Raw genomic sequence first — 15,072 nt, 5'->3', positions numbered from 1 at the left:
CTCTGAATCAGAGGGCCCTAAGCGCCCGACAAACAAAAAGCCGGCAGGGTCATTGCCGGCTTTTTGTTTGTGTTGCAGACGCGCTCAGCGCACGCCGTACTGTTGCCGATAGGCGCGTACGGCCTCAAGGTGCGATTGCAGCTCGGGACTTTGCTGTAGATAGCCGAGCATATCCTCCAGCGTGGCGATGGCCACCACCGGCAGGCCGAAGTCGCGGCTGACCTCCTGCACGGCCGACAGCTCGCCTTGGCCGCGCTCCATGCGGTCGAGCGCGATGGCCACCCCGGCCGGCTCGGCGCCGGCTGCGCGGATCAGCTGGACCGATTCGCGCACCGAAGTGCCGGCCGATATCACATCGTCGATGATCAGCACCTTGCCGGCCAGCGGCGCGCCGACGAGCGTGCCGCCTTCGCCATGGTCCTTGGCTTCCTTGCGGTTGTAGGCGAACGGCAGGTTCCGGCCGCGCTCCGCCAGGGCCATGGCCGTGGCCGAGGCCAGGATGATGCCCTTGTAGGCCGGGCCGAACAGCATATCGAAGCCGATGCCGCTCTCTTCGATGGCCTGGGCGTAGAAGCGCGACAGCGTCAATGTCGACAGACCGTCGTTGAACAGACCGGCGTTGAAGAAGTACGGCGACTGGCGGCCGGCCTTGGTCGTGAAGGAACCGAAACGCAGTACCTGCTTGTCCAGGGAAAATCGAATAAAATCGTGACGGAAATTACTCATCTATAACCTCGAAAAAACTGTCCGCATCGTGCGTTTGATGCCGGCAAGCATACCATGGGAGAGCCGCGTGCTTCGAATCGTTTCCGCCAACCTCAATGGCATCCGCTCAGCGGATAAAAAAGGGTTTTTCACCTGGATGGCGCAAAGCGGCGCCGATGTCGTTTGCGTGCAGGAGCTGAAGGCGCAATTGCCCGATCTGGCGCCGCACATGCAAGCGCCCGATGGCTATCACGGGTTTTTCCATCCGGCGGAAAAGAAAGGCTACAGCGGTGTCGGCTTGTATTGCCGGCGCGCGCCGGACCGGGTGGTCGAAGGATTGGGCATCGCCGACATCGATGCCGAGGGGCGCTATCTGCGCGCCGACTTCGGCAATGTGAGCGTGGTTTCCCTCTATCTGCCCTCGGGCTCCAGCAGCGAGGAGCGGCAGCTGGTGAAATTCGCTTTCATGAAACGTTTTTTGCCGATTCTCGAGGCGCTCCATGCCGAAGGGCGCGAAATGGTGCTGTGCGGCGACTGGAACATCGCGCATCGCGAGATCGACCTGAAAAACTGGAAGGGCAATGTGAAGAATTCGGGTTTCTTGCCAGAGGAACGCGCTTGGATCGGCGACTTGTTCCAGCGCGTCGGTTGGGTCGATACCTGGCGCACGCTGTATCCGGAGGCGCCCGGCTATACCTGGTGGAGCAACCGCGGACAAGCGTACGCCAAGGATGTCGGCTGGCGCATCGATTATCAGCTGGCCACGCCGGGCATCGCCGCCGGCGCGGTGCGCGCCGCCGTCTACAAGGAGGAAAAATTCTCCGATCACGCGCCGCTGATCGTTGATTACGACCACCCGGACTGGCGGTGAGCGACATGGTGGCATTGGTGATTGTGCCGGGCTGGCAGGACTCCGGGCCGTTGCATTGGCAAACCTTGTGGGAAAAGACCTTTCCCGGCTGCCTGCGCGTCGAACAGCATGATTGGATGCATCCTCGCCGTGCCGATTGGGTGCGCGCGCTCGCCGAGACCGTGGCGCAAGCCGACGACGACGTCGTGCTGGCGGCGCACAGCCTCGGCTGCAGCACGGTGGCGCATTGGGCGGCATCGTTGAGCCTTAGCGCGCAGCGGCGCGTCAAAGGCGCTTTGTTGGTGGCGCCGCCGGATGTGCGCGGCGCGGCGTTTGCCGCCGATGTGCCGGCCGAAGGCTTCGGCGACGAGCCGGACTGGCGCTTGCCATTTCCGGCGATCGTCGTGGCCAGCAGCAACGACCCCTATTGCGCCATCGAGTGCGCACAAACGCTGTCCGACCGCTGGGGCGCCTCGTTCGTCGACATTGGGCCTGCCGGCCATATCAACGCCGATAGCCGGCTCGGGCAATGGGAAGCGGGGCAGCGGCTATTGCAGCGTTTGATCTTGGGCGACTAACGCGCGACCGGCCGTGCCGGGTCGGCGCACCATTCGCTCCACGAGCCCGGATAGAGGCTGCTGCCGGGGAGGCCGGCCACCTCCATGGCCAGCAGGTTGACGCAGGCGGTGACGCCCGAGCCGCACTGATGCACGATGTCCGTGCCATCCTCGGCGGGGCCCAGGAGCGCCAGCCACTCGCGCCGTAGCGCGGCGGCGTCCTTGAAATGCCCCTGATCGGTCAGATTGTCGCGGAAGAAGCGGTTGAGCGCGCCGGGGATATGGCCGCCGACCGGATCGAGCGTTTCGCCGACGCCGGCGAAACGCTCCGGCGCACGCGCGTCGACCACGCGAAATTGCGGCTCGGCCAGATTGTTCTGCACCTGCTCGACATCGACCGCCTGCGCGCGCGATGCGCGCATGACAAAGCGGCGCGTGTGGCGCTCGGGGTCGGCGCCGTCGGTTGTGCCGCCGGCGGCAAGCCAGGCGGACAAGCCGCCGTCGAGCACCGCCACACGCTCGTGGCCCAGCCAGCGCAATAGCCACCAGGCCCGCGCCGCATACATGGCGGCGCCATCGTCGTAAGCGACCACCTGCGTGTCCGGACCGATGCCGCACGCGCCCAGGTCGACGGCCAGACGCTGGCCGTCGGGGAGCGGGTGCCGCCCGTTCTGACCGTTTTTGATGCCCGAGAGGTGGTAGTCGAGATTGAGGTAATGCGCGCCGGGCAGGTGGCCCTGGCGCCATGCCGCTTCGCCCGCCTGCGGGTCGTCGAGGCTGAAGCGGCAGTCGAGGATCACCCAGTCGGGCGTTCGCCGGGCCAACAGTTCGTCGGCGCGGATGAGGGTGTCAAACATGGCTATTCTCCTGGGTTGTCGAGAACAGCCTATCCACTCGGGCTCGGCACGGCAAGCCGCCATCCGGCGGGGATGAGGGCCCTAGTGCGCGGCAAGCGCCGTTTTGAGCCGGGCCGCCAGATCGGCGGGCGCCTGGCGGTGACTGTCGCGCCGCGCCGGCGCCCAGATCGGCGCGGGGAAATGGGCGTCGTCGGCGAATCGGGGGATGACGTGCCAGTGCAGATGCGGCACCATGTTGCCCAGCGAGGCCAGATTGACCTTGTCGGGGGCGAGTACCGCGCGCACGGCGCACTCGGTGCGCATCAGCCAATCAAATAAGTGTTGGCGGTCGGCATCGCTCAGATCCGACATCTCTTTGACGTGATCATGCCAAATGATGCGGCAAAAACCGGGGTAGTCCGCCTCGTTGGCCAGGATGACCCGCAATTTTTCATCGCGAAACAGCAGCGTTTCGCCTTCCGCTTGGCAAAGTTCGCAATCCATCGTGTTATTACCATCAAGGAAATTAATGTATCCTAACATAGGCTTTCGCATCGAATTGGATTGCACGGATGTAATGCAAATGCGGGAAGCTAACGGCAAAGCCGTCTATTTAGAGCAAGGAAATGGTTGTGAGCCTCTCTAGTCATTTATTGATCATTTTTCTTTTGATGTGCGTGAGCGCGTTTTTTTCCGTTTCGGAAATCGCGTTGGCCGCATCCCGTAAAATGAAGCTGCGGCAGATCCTGGATGAAGGGGATATGCGCGCGGAAAAAGTATTGTCGCTGCAGGAAAAGCCCGGCAAGTTTTTTACCGTGGTGCAGATCGGTCTCAATGCCGTGGCGATTCTGGGCGGTATCTTGGGCGAGTCGGCGCTGACGCCGTTTTTTGAAAACTGGATCGGCGCCTTTTATCGCGGCGATTTGCTGGCCTCGGTGAGCTTCGTATTATCGTTCGCGGTCGTAACGACGTTTTTCATCATCTTCGCCGACCTGATTCCCAAGCGCACCGCGATGATTCACCCGGAAAAATTCGCGGTGGTGATCGTGGGGCCGCTGCTGTTTTCGTTGACGCTATTTAGTCCGCTGGTGTGGTTTTTCAATGGCACCGCCAACCAATTGTGCAAATTGTTCAATTTGCCGACGGCGCGCAGCGAGGAAATCACCTCCGACGATATTTTCGCCATCATGGATGCCGGCGCGGAAGCCGGGGTGCTGCAACGGCAGGAACATCATCTGATCGAGAACGTGTTCGAGCTGGAAAGCCGAACCGTGCCGTCGTCGATGTCGAGTCGTGAAAGTATCGTGTATTTCACGCTGCAGGACTCGGAGGACGAAATTGGCGAGAAGATCGCCTCGCAGCCGCATTCCAAATTCCTGGTATGCGACGAAACCGTCGACCGCGTAGTCGGTTATGTCGATTCCAAGGATGTGCTGATGCGGCTGCTCAAGGGGCTGCCGATCTCGTTGCGCAAGGAGTTGCCGATCCATACGGTGATGGTGATTCCCGATTCGCTGACCTTGTCCGAGCTGCTGGAACGCTTCAAGGCCGGCCGCGAGGATTTCGCGGTGGTGATGAACGAATACGCGCTGGTCGTCGGCATCATCACGCTCAACGACGTGATGAGCACGGTCATGGGCGATCTGGTCAGCCAGACGCAGGAAGAGCAGATCCTGCGTCGGGATGAACGGTCGTGGCTGATCGATGGCAGCACCGTGCTGACGGACGTGTCGCGCGCGCTGGATATCGATGAATTCCCCGATGACGCCAATTACGAGACCATCGGCGGTTTCATGATGTATATGTTGCGCAAAATCCCCAAACGCACCGATGTGGTCGAGTACGGCGGCTACAAGTTCGAAGTGGTGGATACCGATCACTTCAAGGTTGATCAGCTGCTGGTGACGCAACTACAAGCACCTACGATGGATGAGCCGAAAGTGTAAAGAAAGTATGTACACGTCGTTACATGACCTTACATACCACTCACAGACGGATAGACGGGGCATGCCTAGGATACCGACTATAGAAGCGCTGACTGCAGTGCTTCAGGAGTCACACTTCATCCATTGTGGAGATTTTCATGAAAAAGATCGCTGCGCTTATCCTGACCGCTGCATTCGGCCTGGTTTCCGCCAGCAGCTTCGCTGCTGACGCTTCGGCCGCTGCTGCCGCTCCGGCCAAGCATCACGTTGTTAAAAAACATGCTGCTAAAAAACACGTAGCCAAGAAGGTTGAAGCTTCGGCTCAAAAGGCGCAAGCCGCTGACGCTTCCGCTCCGGCCAAGAAGGCTGCCAAGAAGCACGCTGCCAAGAAGCACGTAGCTAAGAAGGTTGCCGCTTCGGCTCAGAAGGCTCAAGCCGCCGACGCTTCCGCACCGGCCAAGAAGGCTGCCAAGAAGCACGCTGCCAAGAAGCACGTTATGAAGAAGGCTGCCGCTTCGGCTCAGAAGGCTCAAGCCGCTGACGCTTCCGCTCCGGCCAAGAAGGCTGCCAAGAAGCATCACAAAGTAGCTAAGAAGGCTGCCGCTTCGGCTCAGAAGGCTCAAGCCGCTGACGCTTCCGCTCCGGCCAAGAAGGCTGCCAAGAAGCATCACAAGGTAGCTAAGAAGGCTGCCGCTTCGGCTCAAAAGGCGCAAGCCGCTGACGCTTCCGCTCCGGCCAAGAAGGCTGCCAAGAAGCATCACAAGGTAGCTAAGAAGGCTGCCGCTTCGGCTCAGAAGGCTCAAGCCGCTGACGCTTCCGCTCCGGCCAAGAAGGCTGCCAAGAAGCATCACAAGGTAGCTAAGAAGGCTGCCGCTTCGGCTCAAAAGGCTCAAGCCGCTGACGCTTCCGCTCCGGCCAAGAAGGCTGCCAAGAAGCATCATAAGGTAGCTAAGAAGGCTGCCGCTTCGGCTCAAAAGGCTCAAGCTGACGCTTCCGCTCCGGCCAAGAAGGCTGTTGCCAAGAAGCATCACAAGGTTGCCAAGAAGGCTACCGCTTCCAAGTAATCCCCCGGATTATTCGGTCGTAACAAAAAAGGGAGACGCGAGTCTCCCTTTTTTGCGTCTAGATGTCAGGGAGGGAGTCGGGAGTGGGGAGTGGGGAGTCGTACGGGATCGGAGGCCAGCGGCCTCCGCCTCCGTTAGAGCCCTACTCGGCAGTGAGAATCATGCAACCCGCCACCCGCCTTGTTCGCACCACCTCCGGCAAGTAGAGCCATGACCGCTCTGAATCAACGCGTAGTGCCGACCAGTCCAATCGGCTGTCGACGATAAGCCGGCAAACGTTGGGGTCGGCTTGGCCCGCGCGCGGTGCGCACAGTTCCGAGATCAGAGAGAACAACGGCAATTGGCGGAGGTCGTGGTTTGAACGGGGCGATGGGACTGCAGTACCATGGCAAGTAGCCATATCAACTTCTCCTATGGTTAAGAGGATAAGGAGTTGCTGTGGTCAGCGGCCTCGGGGTGTGAGATACCCCGGGGCCGTGCCGCTTGCGGCGGATGCCGCAAGCCAAACCCTAATCTAGCTGCCGCCTAAAAGACAAGGGAGCGCGGCTGACAGTTTTCCGTGCGCTGCTTCGCGAGCGCACGCTACTCCCCACTCCCAACTCCCAACTCCCAACTCCTAACTCCCCACTACAGCAGCACCCGCTCGATCCCCCCCTGGCGGGCCGCGTCGAGATACTGCGGCATCCAGTTTTCTCCCAGCGTCAGCCGCGCCATTTCCACCACGATGTAGTCGGCTTCGGTGCCGGTGTCGCTGTTGTAGCGCGACAGCCCCTGCAGGCATGACGGGCAAGACGTCAGAATCTTGATCTTGCCGTCGCCCGGCGGCAACGCGGCCATGTCGTGCTCGATTTCCTCCTGCTTGCGGAAGCGCACTTGCGTGGCGACGTCTGGCCGGCTGGCGGCGAACGTGCCCGCCTCGCCGCAGCAGCGGTCGTTGAGCTTGACGCCGCCGCCCATCAGCTCGTTGACTACCTTGATCGGCTGATAGCTCTTCATCGGCGTGTGGCAGGGGTCGTGATACATGTAGCGCTGTCCGGACGCTTGGTCGACATGCAGCCCTTTTTCCATCATGTACTCGTGAATGTCGAGCACGCGGCAGCCGGGGAAAATGTCTTCGAAATGGTATTTGGTCAACTGGTCGAAGCAGGTGCCGCAGCTGACCAGCACGGTCTTGATGTCCAAATAGTTGAGCGTATTGGCCACGCGGTGGAATAGCACGCGGTTTTCCGTGGTGATGGCCTCGCCCTTGTCGCTGAATCCCGAAGCGGTCTGCGGGTAGCCGCAACATAGGTAGCCCGGCGGCAGCACGGTCTGCACGTTCATATGCCACAGCATCGCTTGCGTGGCGAGCCCGACTTGGCTGAACAGGCGCTCCGAGCCGCAGCCGGGGAAATAGAACACCGCTTCGGCGTCGTCGGCGAGTTCTGGCTTGCGGATCACCGGCACCACCGTCGGGTCTTCCAGGTCGAGCAGCGCGCGCGCGGTCCGTTTCGGCAGTCCGCCCGGCATCGGCTTGTTGATGAAGTGGATCACCTGCGCCTTGACCGGCGCCTTATCGGCCGTGGACGGCGGATGGCTGGTCTGGTCGCCCAGCAGATGGAAGCGCCGCGCCAAGGCGTGCGCGCTGCGCTGCGCCTTGTAGCCCCATTCGATCATGCCCTTGCGCAGCATCTTGATCGTGGCGGGGTCCTTGGCGTTGAGGAATGCCATGCCGAGCGCGGTGCCGGGGTTGAACGACTTCTTGCCGGTCTTGCGCAGGAAATTGCGCATGGCGATGGAAACGTCGCCGAAATCGATGTTGACCGGACAGGGCTTGACGCAGCGATGGCAGACGGTGCAGTGGTCGGCGACATCCGACAGTTCCTCGAAATGCTTGAGGCTGACGCCGCGACGGGTCTGTTCTTCGTACAAAAAAGCCTCGGTCAATAGGCCGACGCCGAGAATCTTGTTGCGCGGCGAGTAGAGCAGGTTGGCGCGCGGCACGTGGGTCGAGCACACCGGCTTGCACTTGCCGCAGCGCAAGCAATCCTTGACCGAATTGGCAATGTCGCCGATATCCGATTGTTCCAGAATCAGCGATTCCACCCCCAATAGCGCGAACGATGGCGTATAGGCGCGCCGCAGGTCGGCGCCGGGCAGCAGCTTGCCGCGGTTGAAATGGCCTTTCGGGTCGATGCGCTGCTTGTAGGCGACGAAGGGCGCCAGCTCCTCCTCGCGCAAGAAAGCCAATTTGGTGATGCCGATGCCGTGTTCGCCCGAAATGACGCCATCCAACCCGCGCGCCAGATTCATGATGCGCGCCACCGCCTGATTGGCGGCGCTCAGCATCTGGTAATCGTCGGAGTTGACCGGGATGTTGGTGTGGACGTTGCCATCGCCGGCATGCATGTGCAGCGCCACGAACACCCGGCTGCGTAGTACTTTTTGGTGGATGGCGTGGATCGCCGCCAGGATCGGCGCATCGATTTTGCCGGCGAACATGGTTTCCAGCTCTTGCTGGACCTCGCCTTTCCAGCTGATGCGCAGCTGAAAATCGCGCAGGGCGGTAAACAGCGTGCCGGCGGCGGGCAGGCCTTCGATCTCGGGCCAGCGGGCGCGGTAGTCGTCCAGCGGGCTGTCGAGATGGTCCAGCATCCACTGCCAGCGTTCTCGGACTTGCGTCAACAGCGCAAGGGCGGCGTCGCGGCGTCCGGCGATCATGTCGTCGTCGGAGAGCGCACTGCCTTCGGTATCGACCTGCAGCCGGCCGTGGAAATAGTCGGCCAGCGTATCGAGCAGCCGGATTTTGTTGCTGGTCGACAGCTCGATGTTGATGCGTTCGATCCCATCCGAGTAGTCGCCCAGGCGGTCGAGCGGAATCACCACGTCCTCGTTGATCTTGAACGCGTTGGTGTGGCGCGCGATGGCGGCGGTGCGCGAGCGGTCAAGCCAGAAGCGTTTGCGCGCCTCGGGGCTGACGGCGACGAAGCCTTCGCCGTTTCGGGCGTTGGCGAGCCGGACCACGTGGCTGCACGCTTCCGCCAGCGCCTGCTCATCGTCGGCGACGATATCGGCGAGCAATACCATCTTGGGGCGGCCGCGCGACTTGGCCTTGGTGGCATAGCCGACGGCGCGCACGTAGCGCCAGTCGAGATGCTCTAGACCGGCCAACTGCACGGCGGGGTGGGCGTCGACGTAATTTTTGATCTCGACGATGGCCGGCGTCGCCTGAGTGACGGTGCCGAAGAATTCCAGACACAAGGTGCGGACATGGTCCGGCATGCGGTGAAGAACGAAGCGCGCGCTGGTAATGATGCCGTCGCAGCCCTCCTTCTGCACGCCGGGCAGTCCGGCGAGGAACTTGTCGGTGACATCTTTGCCGAGGCCGGTTTTACGGAAGGTGCGCCCGGGGATCTCCAGCGTCTCCGACGAGAGCACGGTGCTGGCATCCTCGGCCAAGCGCGATACGCTAAAGCGCGCCACCGCGACATCGTGGATCTTGCCGTAATTGTGATCGAGCCGCTCGATGAACAGCCAGTTGCCGTCCGGGTCGACCATCTTCCAACTGGCCAAGTTGTCGAGCGCCGTGCCCCATAGCACGGCTTTCTTGCCGCCGGCATTCATGGCGACGTTGCCGCCGATACAGGACGCCTCGGCCGACGTGGGGTCGACGGCAAAGACCAGGCCGGCCTCGGCGGCGGCTTCCGACACGCGGGCAGTGACCACCCCGGCGCCGCACTGAATGGTGGCGTGGCTGCCGGCCAGGCCCGGCAGCGGAATATATTCGACGCCCTGATGGCGATCGAGCTTTTCGGTGTTGATGACCGCGGACATGCCGTCCAGTGGCACGGCGCCGCCGGTGTAGCCGGTGCCGCCGCCGCGCGGAATGATGGTCAAGCCGAGCTCGATGCAGCCTTTGACCAGCGGCGCGATCTCCGCCTCGCTATCGGGGCATAGCACCACGAATGGATATTCGACCCGCCAGTCGGTGGCGTCGGTCACGTGCGACACGCGCGCCAAGCCATCGAACAGGATGTTGTCGCGGCGGGTAAAGCGAGAGAGTCGCTTGAGAATCTGGGCGCGCAAGACGCGCGTCTCGCTGAATTGCGCCTCGAAGCGGCCGACCGCGCGCGCGGTGGCGGCGATCAGCGCCTGGACCTTGTCATTGCCCTCGCGGCGCTTGTCGATTTCGCGCAGGCGGTGGTGCATGGCGCCGACCAGCGCCGACAGGCGCTTGGGGTTGTCCAGCAGGTCGTCCACCAGATAGGGATTGCGGTCCACCACCCAGATATCGCCCAGCACTTCGAACAGCATGCGTGCCGAGCGGCCGGTGCGGCGCTCGGCGCGCAAGGCCTCCAACAGCTGCCACATGTCTTCGCCCAACAGGCGAATCATGATCTCGCGGTCGGCAAATGAGGTGTAGTTATAAGGTATTTCGCGCAGTCGCGCTTTTGCCGGAAGGTTCACAGTCATTTTCTGCTCGATCGTCTTTGTCTAGGGAAAGTGTATCCCAAATGCTGCGACGCAGAAAACGATGTTGTGATGGGGGATATTAGGCGGAATATTCTCTCGACATGAAGCGTTTGTCGTGTATTTGGATATTGTCTGACATTGTCAGCGGCGCGCGCCCAACGCTTCCGCCAGACGCACCGCTTCGAACAGGCTGCCGCTCGATGCCCGTCCACTGCCGGCCAGGTCCAGCGCCGTGCCGTGATCGACCGAGGTGCGGACGATGGGCAACCCCAGCGTGATGTTGATGCCGTGGCCGAAGGTCGCGTACTTCAACACCGGCAAGCCCTGGTCGTGATACATGGCGAGCACGGCGTCGCAGCCGCTCAGGCGCTCTGGATTGAACAGCGTGTCGGCCGGCAAGGGGCCGCGCAGGTCGATGCCCTCGGCGATGAGCCGGGTGAGCACCGGAATGATGACGTCGATTTCCTCGCGGCCCATGTGGCCGCCTTCCCCCGCATGCGGGTTCAGCCCGGCCACCAGGATGCGCGGTTTGGCGATGCCGAAACGGGCGACGAGATCCCGGTGCAGGATACGGATGACCTGATCCAGATCGGCCGGCGTGATGGCGTCGGCCACCGCGCGTAGCGGCAGGTGGGTGGTCACCAGCGCCACGCGCAGCTGTTCGCCGGCCAGCATCATGACCACGCGCGCCGTGCCGGTCTTTTCGGCCAGGTATTCGGTGTGTCCGGTGAACGGCACGCCGGCGTCGTTGATGACGCCCTTGTGCACGGGGCCGGTCACCATGGCGGCGAATTCGCCCGATTGACAGCCGGCAATGGCGCGGTCGAGCGTGGCCAGCACGAAAGCGGCGTTGGCCGGGTTCAAGCGGCCGGCTTCGCACGGCGCCGCCAGCGGGATGTGCAGCACTTCCAACGCGCCATCCGGCGGCGTTTGTTGCGGATGGTAGGGGACGAGCGAAACGGCGCGCCCCAATTGCGCGGCACGGCCGCGCAACAGATCGATATCGGTCAGCACCACGCGCCGGGCGCGGCCGGGCAGTGTGGGCAGGTCGAGCGCCAAGTCGGGCCCGATGCCGGCCGGCTCGCCGGCCGTGATCGCCAGAACGGGGCGCTGACCGCTCATTGCTCGCTCAGGCGATCGTCGACGAAGGCGGCATCGCGCTGCTGATGCACCCAGTCGATATAGGCTTCATCCACTTTGAGGGTATGAATCTGCTGACGCGCCAGCGAGCGGCCTCGCTCGGCGGTGACGTCCTGCGTGCGTTTGGCCGCGACTTTGATCAGGTGCCAGCCAAACGGCGAACGTACCGGCTCCGAAACGGTGTTCAGCGGCAAGGACAGCATTGCTTGCTCGAACTCCGGCACGGTATCGCCGCGGGCAAGCCAGCCCAGATCGCCACCCTTGAGGTTGCTGCCGTCTTCCGAATACAGCTTGGCCATCTCCTCGAACGAGGCGCCGCGCAGAATCCGGTCGCGGATCTGCAGGATCTTGGTGCGCGCGTCGTTCTCCGAAACCGCCTCATTGGTGCGGATCAGAATGTGGAAGGTGTGGAATTGCTCGGCCATTTGCTGCGTCTGACCACTGCGTTTGTCGACCAGGCGGAAGATATAGAAACCCTGCTGGGTGCGGATGACGTCAGTGACGTCGCCGGGCTTCATCGCTTCCAGCATGGCGGTGAATTCGGGCGGCAGGCTCGCAGCTGGTCGCCAGCCGACCTCGCCGCCGCGCATGGCGTTCGGCGCCGAGGAGTAGGCGGCGGCGACGTTGCCGAATGGCTTGCCGGCCTTGAGTTCGGCCAGTGCCTGATGCGCGCGTTGTGCCCGGGCCTCGACCACGGTGCTGTCGGCGCGCTCCGGCACGTCGATCAGGATGTTGGCCAGATTGAACTCGGTGTTGTTGGCAAATTGCGGGTTTTTCAGCGCTTGGTCGACCTCGGCGTCGGTGACGGTGACGCGCGAGCCGATGACGCTTTCTTTCAGTTTGGAGAGCAGCAACTCGCGGCGCACGTCGGCACGGAAGGTGTCGAAGGCGATCCCTTGTTTGGCCAGGTTCTGGCGCAACCCGTTCAGATCCCACTTATTCTGTTGGGCCACGCGTTGGATGGCTTGATCGACATCGCTGTCGGACACCGTGACGTGATTGCTGTCGGCAAATTGCAGTTCAGTCGTCTCGGTAATCATTTGATCGAGCACCTGCCGGCGCAGCACATCCGCCGGCGGCGGCGTCACGTGCTGTTCGCGCAGCGAGGCCTCGGCCTCGGCAACCCGGGCGCGCAGGTCGAGTTCGGTGATCACGCTCTTGTTGACCACGGCGACGATCCGGTCAACGGGTTGAACCGGTGCCGCATGGGCCAGAGTGAGCGCGGCGGACATCAGCAGTGCGGGCAGAAGTTTATTCATGGTCATGGTTGAAGGTTGGAGGTCGGGGTATAGCCCGGGATGGCCAGGCGCAGCGTGTCGAGCGGGTTGGCACCCATGGCGCCCAATCCATTGAGTTCAAGTTGCACAAAGAATCCCGTCTTGGTCTGGGTCAGATTGGTAATGTACCGCTGGACCACCAGGCGTAACAGCCAGCAGCCGTTGTTGTATTCGACGCCGGCCAACTGATTCATCATCTGACGGTCCTGCAGCGAATAGTCGACGCGCGCCAATCCGTACCATTGGCGCGTGATCGGCCACTGCGTGCCCAGGTCGATTTCGTGCAGGTTTTCCGGCTGGCCTTGCGCGTTCACTTGGTCATTGGTGTAGAAGCGGTAGCGCAACGACACCACCTTACCCGCCGTCGGCTGGTAGCGTAGCGATACATTGTACTGTACCGGCGCGTGAGTGGTGGCGCTGTATTGATAGAGGCTGTCAAGATTCCAGTTCTTGACGACCTCGCCGCCCAGGCTCGCCAGAAAGTCCGACGCACCGGTGGTGCGCTGGGTGAGCGAGCCGTCGCCCGGCTGATTGGGGTTGTACAGCAACTGGGTGGAGTTGAAGTAGAACCGTTGGCCGAAGGCGGCGCGGATGATTTCCCGCCCGCTGTCGTTGTCGATCAGCTGCGAGGTCAGTGCAGCGGTGACCTGGTTGGCCGGCGAGAGGCGGTCATAGCCGGAATAGTCGTTCTCGGAGAAGATCTGCGCGAAACCGAAGTCGTTGAGCGACGAGTCGAAGTTGGGGATGTTGCTCTGGTCGCGTGCCGGCACGTACAGGTAGTACAGGCGCGGCTCCAGCGTTTGGGTCCGTTCTGCGCCGAACAGGTCGACTTGGCGGTCGAAATACAGTCCGGTATCGATGCTGGCGATCGGCAGGGTGCGATCGATGGTCGAGCCGTTGCTGCCGCCGTAGCTGTCGAGCTGATACTCGGTGGCGTTGACGCCGATCTTGGGTTTGAAAAAGCCCCAGCTGCGCTCGAACGGCAGCGTGACGCTCGGGTAGAGCACGAAGCGCTTGCCTTCCTGCAGCGTCGGATGCGAGAACTGCGTGACCACGCTCGTCAGGTTGCCGGACAGACCGAGCGGCAGATCCTGATTCACCGTCAGCGTCAACTGCGGCAGCCGGGCGTATGGCGGCGTTACCGTCGTGCCCGTGGCCTGCAGCGTCTGGTAGCGTTGGACCAGCACGTTCAGCCCAGCCGAACCGCCTTGCCAGCTGGTGCCGTAGTTGGCATAGGCCTCGCGCACCAGGTTGACGTTGGCGGCTACCGTATAGCGGTCGCCGAAGTCGCTGAAATAATTATCGTCCGACACCTGGGTGCCGTCATAGCCGACTGACAGCCCAGGGGCCAGCGTCTGATTATGCGCGCCGCTCCACAAATAGCGGTAATGACCGGTGGCTTGATCCCGTGTGTTCTGTTCGGTATATAACCAGCCGGAGTAGGTCGGTTCCAGATAGCGGAACTCGCCGCCCAGGATCACGCCGTGCTTGCTGTTCGTATGGGTCGTCAACGTGGCGTCGTAGTTGGGCGCCAGATTGAAATAGTAGGGGATGGCCAGATCCAGCCCGGTGCTGCCGCCCTGCAGCGTCGGATACAGAAAGCCCGATTTGCGCCGGCCGTCGAGCGAGAAGTCCATCCACGGCGTATACATCAGCGGCACGCCTTGGAACACGACGCGCGCGTTGCGCGCGGTGCCCACGCCGGTGGTGTAGTCGAGGTCGAGCTGCGACGAGCGCAGGTACCAGCTGTCGTCGCCGACCGAACAGGTGGTGGCCTGCGACTGCAGCACGCGATAGTTATCCTTGCCCTGGAAAATCACTTCCTGGCCGTTGCCGCGCATTTGCTTGCCCGGCGTGCCGGAGCGGAAGACCGGCTGCTGGCCGGTACCGGTGCGGCTGTCGAGGTTGTAGTCGAGCAAGGTGCCGTCGATACGGTCCTGCTGGCGGGTCAGGGTAAAATGATCACCCGCCTTGGCGTTGTTTTTGGCTTGGTAGTAGTCGAGCCAGTCGCTGTTGAGCTTCTGATCGTCGCGCGTCACCACGACATTGCCGCGCGCGCGCAGCACCTCGTTCATCGTGCCGTCGATGTGATCGGCCGTGACGTGCGCCTCTCCCGGCACCGGCTGAGAAGGCGCCACGTAATCCGTTGGGTCATCCGCGTACGCAAATGTGGCGGAAAAGGCGGCAGCAAGCGCCAGAACAATCTGTGTCTTTTGAATTCTTGGCATGCACAAAACCATATCGTGGGTGCAGTCGGCGGTATAAA

At 62.3% G+C, this 15,072-nt stretch carries 11 protein-coding genes; 4 read left to right on the top strand and 7 right to left on the bottom strand.

Translation table 11 applies throughout. From position 1 onward, the window contains the following. Window positions 1-84: 84 nt before the first annotated feature. A complete protein-coding gene (pyrE, locus tag JOZ06_RS14300) occupies window positions 85-726 on the bottom strand; it encodes an orotate phosphoribosyltransferase (protein WP_293233571.1) in 642 nt (213 codons plus the stop codon). 67 nt (window positions 727-793) lie between these two features. Here pyrE and JOZ06_RS14295 point away from each other — a divergent pair, with 67 nt between their 5' ends. Continuing rightward, window positions 794-1,576, top strand: coding sequence for an exodeoxyribonuclease III (locus JOZ06_RS14295; RefSeq protein ID WP_293233569.1), 783 nt, complete (start codon window positions 794-796; stop codon window positions 1,574-1,576). A gap of 5 nt (window positions 1,577-1,581) precedes the next feature. Then, a complete protein-coding gene (locus tag JOZ06_RS14290; protein ID WP_293233638.1) occupies window positions 1,582-2,133 on the top strand; it encodes an alpha/beta hydrolase in 552 nt (183 codons plus the stop codon). Here the strand turns inward: JOZ06_RS14290 and JOZ06_RS14285 are convergent. Together JOZ06_RS14285 and JOZ06_RS14280 are read right to left on the bottom strand one after the other, a co-directional pair. Next, window positions 2,130-2,969, bottom strand: a complete 840-nt coding sequence (locus JOZ06_RS14285; RefSeq protein WP_293233567.1) for a sulfurtransferase — start codon at window positions 2,967-2,969, stop codon at window positions 2,130-2,132. The genes JOZ06_RS14290 and JOZ06_RS14285 overlap by 4 nt on opposite strands. Before the next feature lie 81 nt (window positions 2,970-3,050). Next, window positions 3,051-3,452 (bottom strand): HIT family protein, encoded by a 402-nt coding sequence (locus tag JOZ06_RS14280; RefSeq protein WP_293233565.1) that lies wholly within the window; start codon window positions 3,450-3,452, stop codon window positions 3,051-3,053. Window positions 3,453-3,580: 128 nt separating this feature from the next. On the opposite strand from JOZ06_RS14280, the gene JOZ06_RS14275 reads away from it, so the two are divergent. Both JOZ06_RS14275 and JOZ06_RS14270 read left to right on the top strand, forming a co-directional pair. After that, window positions 3,581-4,894 (top strand): hemolysin family protein, encoded by a 1,314-nt coding sequence (locus tag JOZ06_RS14275; protein WP_293233563.1) that lies wholly within the window; start codon window positions 3,581-3,583, stop codon window positions 4,892-4,894. 137 nt (window positions 4,895-5,031) lie between these two features. After that, window positions 5,032-5,937, top strand: coding sequence for a hypothetical protein (locus JOZ06_RS14270; RefSeq protein ID WP_293233561.1), 906 nt, complete (start codon window positions 5,032-5,034; stop codon window positions 5,935-5,937). Between the two features lie 627 nt (window positions 5,938-6,564). On the opposite strand, the gene JOZ06_RS14265 is transcribed toward JOZ06_RS14270, so the two are convergent. The 4 genes from JOZ06_RS14265 to JOZ06_RS14250 form a co-directional block, all read right to left on the bottom strand. Continuing rightward, a complete protein-coding gene (locus JOZ06_RS14265) occupies window positions 6,565-10,389 on the bottom strand; it encodes a DUF3683 domain-containing protein (RefSeq protein ID WP_293233559.1) in 3,825 nt (1,274 codons plus the stop codon). A gap of 141 nt (window positions 10,390-10,530) precedes the next feature. Further along, a complete protein-coding gene (gene pdxA / locus JOZ06_RS14260) occupies window positions 10,531-11,511 on the bottom strand; it encodes a 4-hydroxythreonine-4-phosphate dehydrogenase PdxA (protein ID WP_293233557.1) in 981 nt (326 codons plus the stop codon). Continuing rightward, entirely contained in the window at window positions 11,508-12,788 is a 1,281-nt protein-coding gene (locus JOZ06_RS14255; protein ID WP_293233555.1) for a peptidylprolyl isomerase, read from the bottom strand. The genes pdxA and JOZ06_RS14255 overlap by 4 nt, the downstream gene beginning before the upstream one ends. Window positions 12,789-12,790: 2 nt before the next feature. Beyond that, the gene (locus JOZ06_RS14250; RefSeq protein ID WP_293233553.1) at window positions 12,791-15,034 is read right to left on the bottom strand and encodes an LPS-assembly protein LptD; all 2,244 of its coding nucleotides are present in this window, start codon (window positions 15,032-15,034) and stop codon (window positions 12,791-12,793) included. Window positions 15,035-15,072: the final 38 nt, after the last annotated feature.

Origin of the sequence: Paludibacterium sp., from assembly GCF_019232825.1 — a bacterium.
In the GTDB taxonomy this organism is placed as follows: Bacteria; Pseudomonadota; Gammaproteobacteria; order Burkholderiales; family Chromobacteriaceae; genus Paludibacterium.
Note: the sequence above shows the minus strand (reverse complement) of the source record. Positions and strands in the feature narration are given on the sequence as shown.

Bases quoted from the DNA above. Each gene is read 5' to 3' on its own strand.
- pyrE (WP_293233571.1), bottom strand. From the start codon at position 726: ATGAGTAATTTCCGTCACGATTTTATTCGATTTTCCCTGGACAAGCAG.
- JOZ06_RS14270 (WP_293233561.1), top strand. From the start codon at position 5,032: ATGAAAAAGATCGCTGCGCTTATCCTGACCGCTGCATTCGGCCTGGTT.
- pdxA (WP_293233557.1), bottom strand. From the start codon at position 11,511: ATGAGCGGTCAGCGCCCCGTTCTGGCGATCACGGCCGGCGAGCCGGCC.
- JOZ06_RS14250 (WP_293233553.1), bottom strand. From the start codon at position 15,034: ATGCCAAGAATTCAAAAGACACAGATTGTTCTGGCGCTTGCTGCCGCC.
- JOZ06_RS14280 (WP_293233565.1), bottom strand. From the start codon at position 3,452: ATGGATTGCGAACTTTGCCAAGCGGAAGGCGAAACGCTGCTGTTTCGC.
- JOZ06_RS14285 (WP_293233567.1), bottom strand. From the start codon at position 2,969: ATGTTTGACACCCTCATCCGCGCCGACGAACTGTTGGCCCGGCGAACG.
- JOZ06_RS14290 (WP_293233638.1), top strand. From the start codon at position 1,582: ATGGTGGCATTGGTGATTGTGCCGGGCTGGCAGGACTCCGGGCCGTTG.
- JOZ06_RS14265 (WP_293233559.1), bottom strand. From the start codon at position 10,389: ATGACTGTGAACCTTCCGGCAAAAGCGCGACTGCGCGAAATACCTTAT.
- JOZ06_RS14255 (WP_293233555.1), bottom strand. From the start codon at position 12,788: ATGAATAAACTTCTGCCCGCACTGCTGATGTCCGCCGCGCTCACTCTG.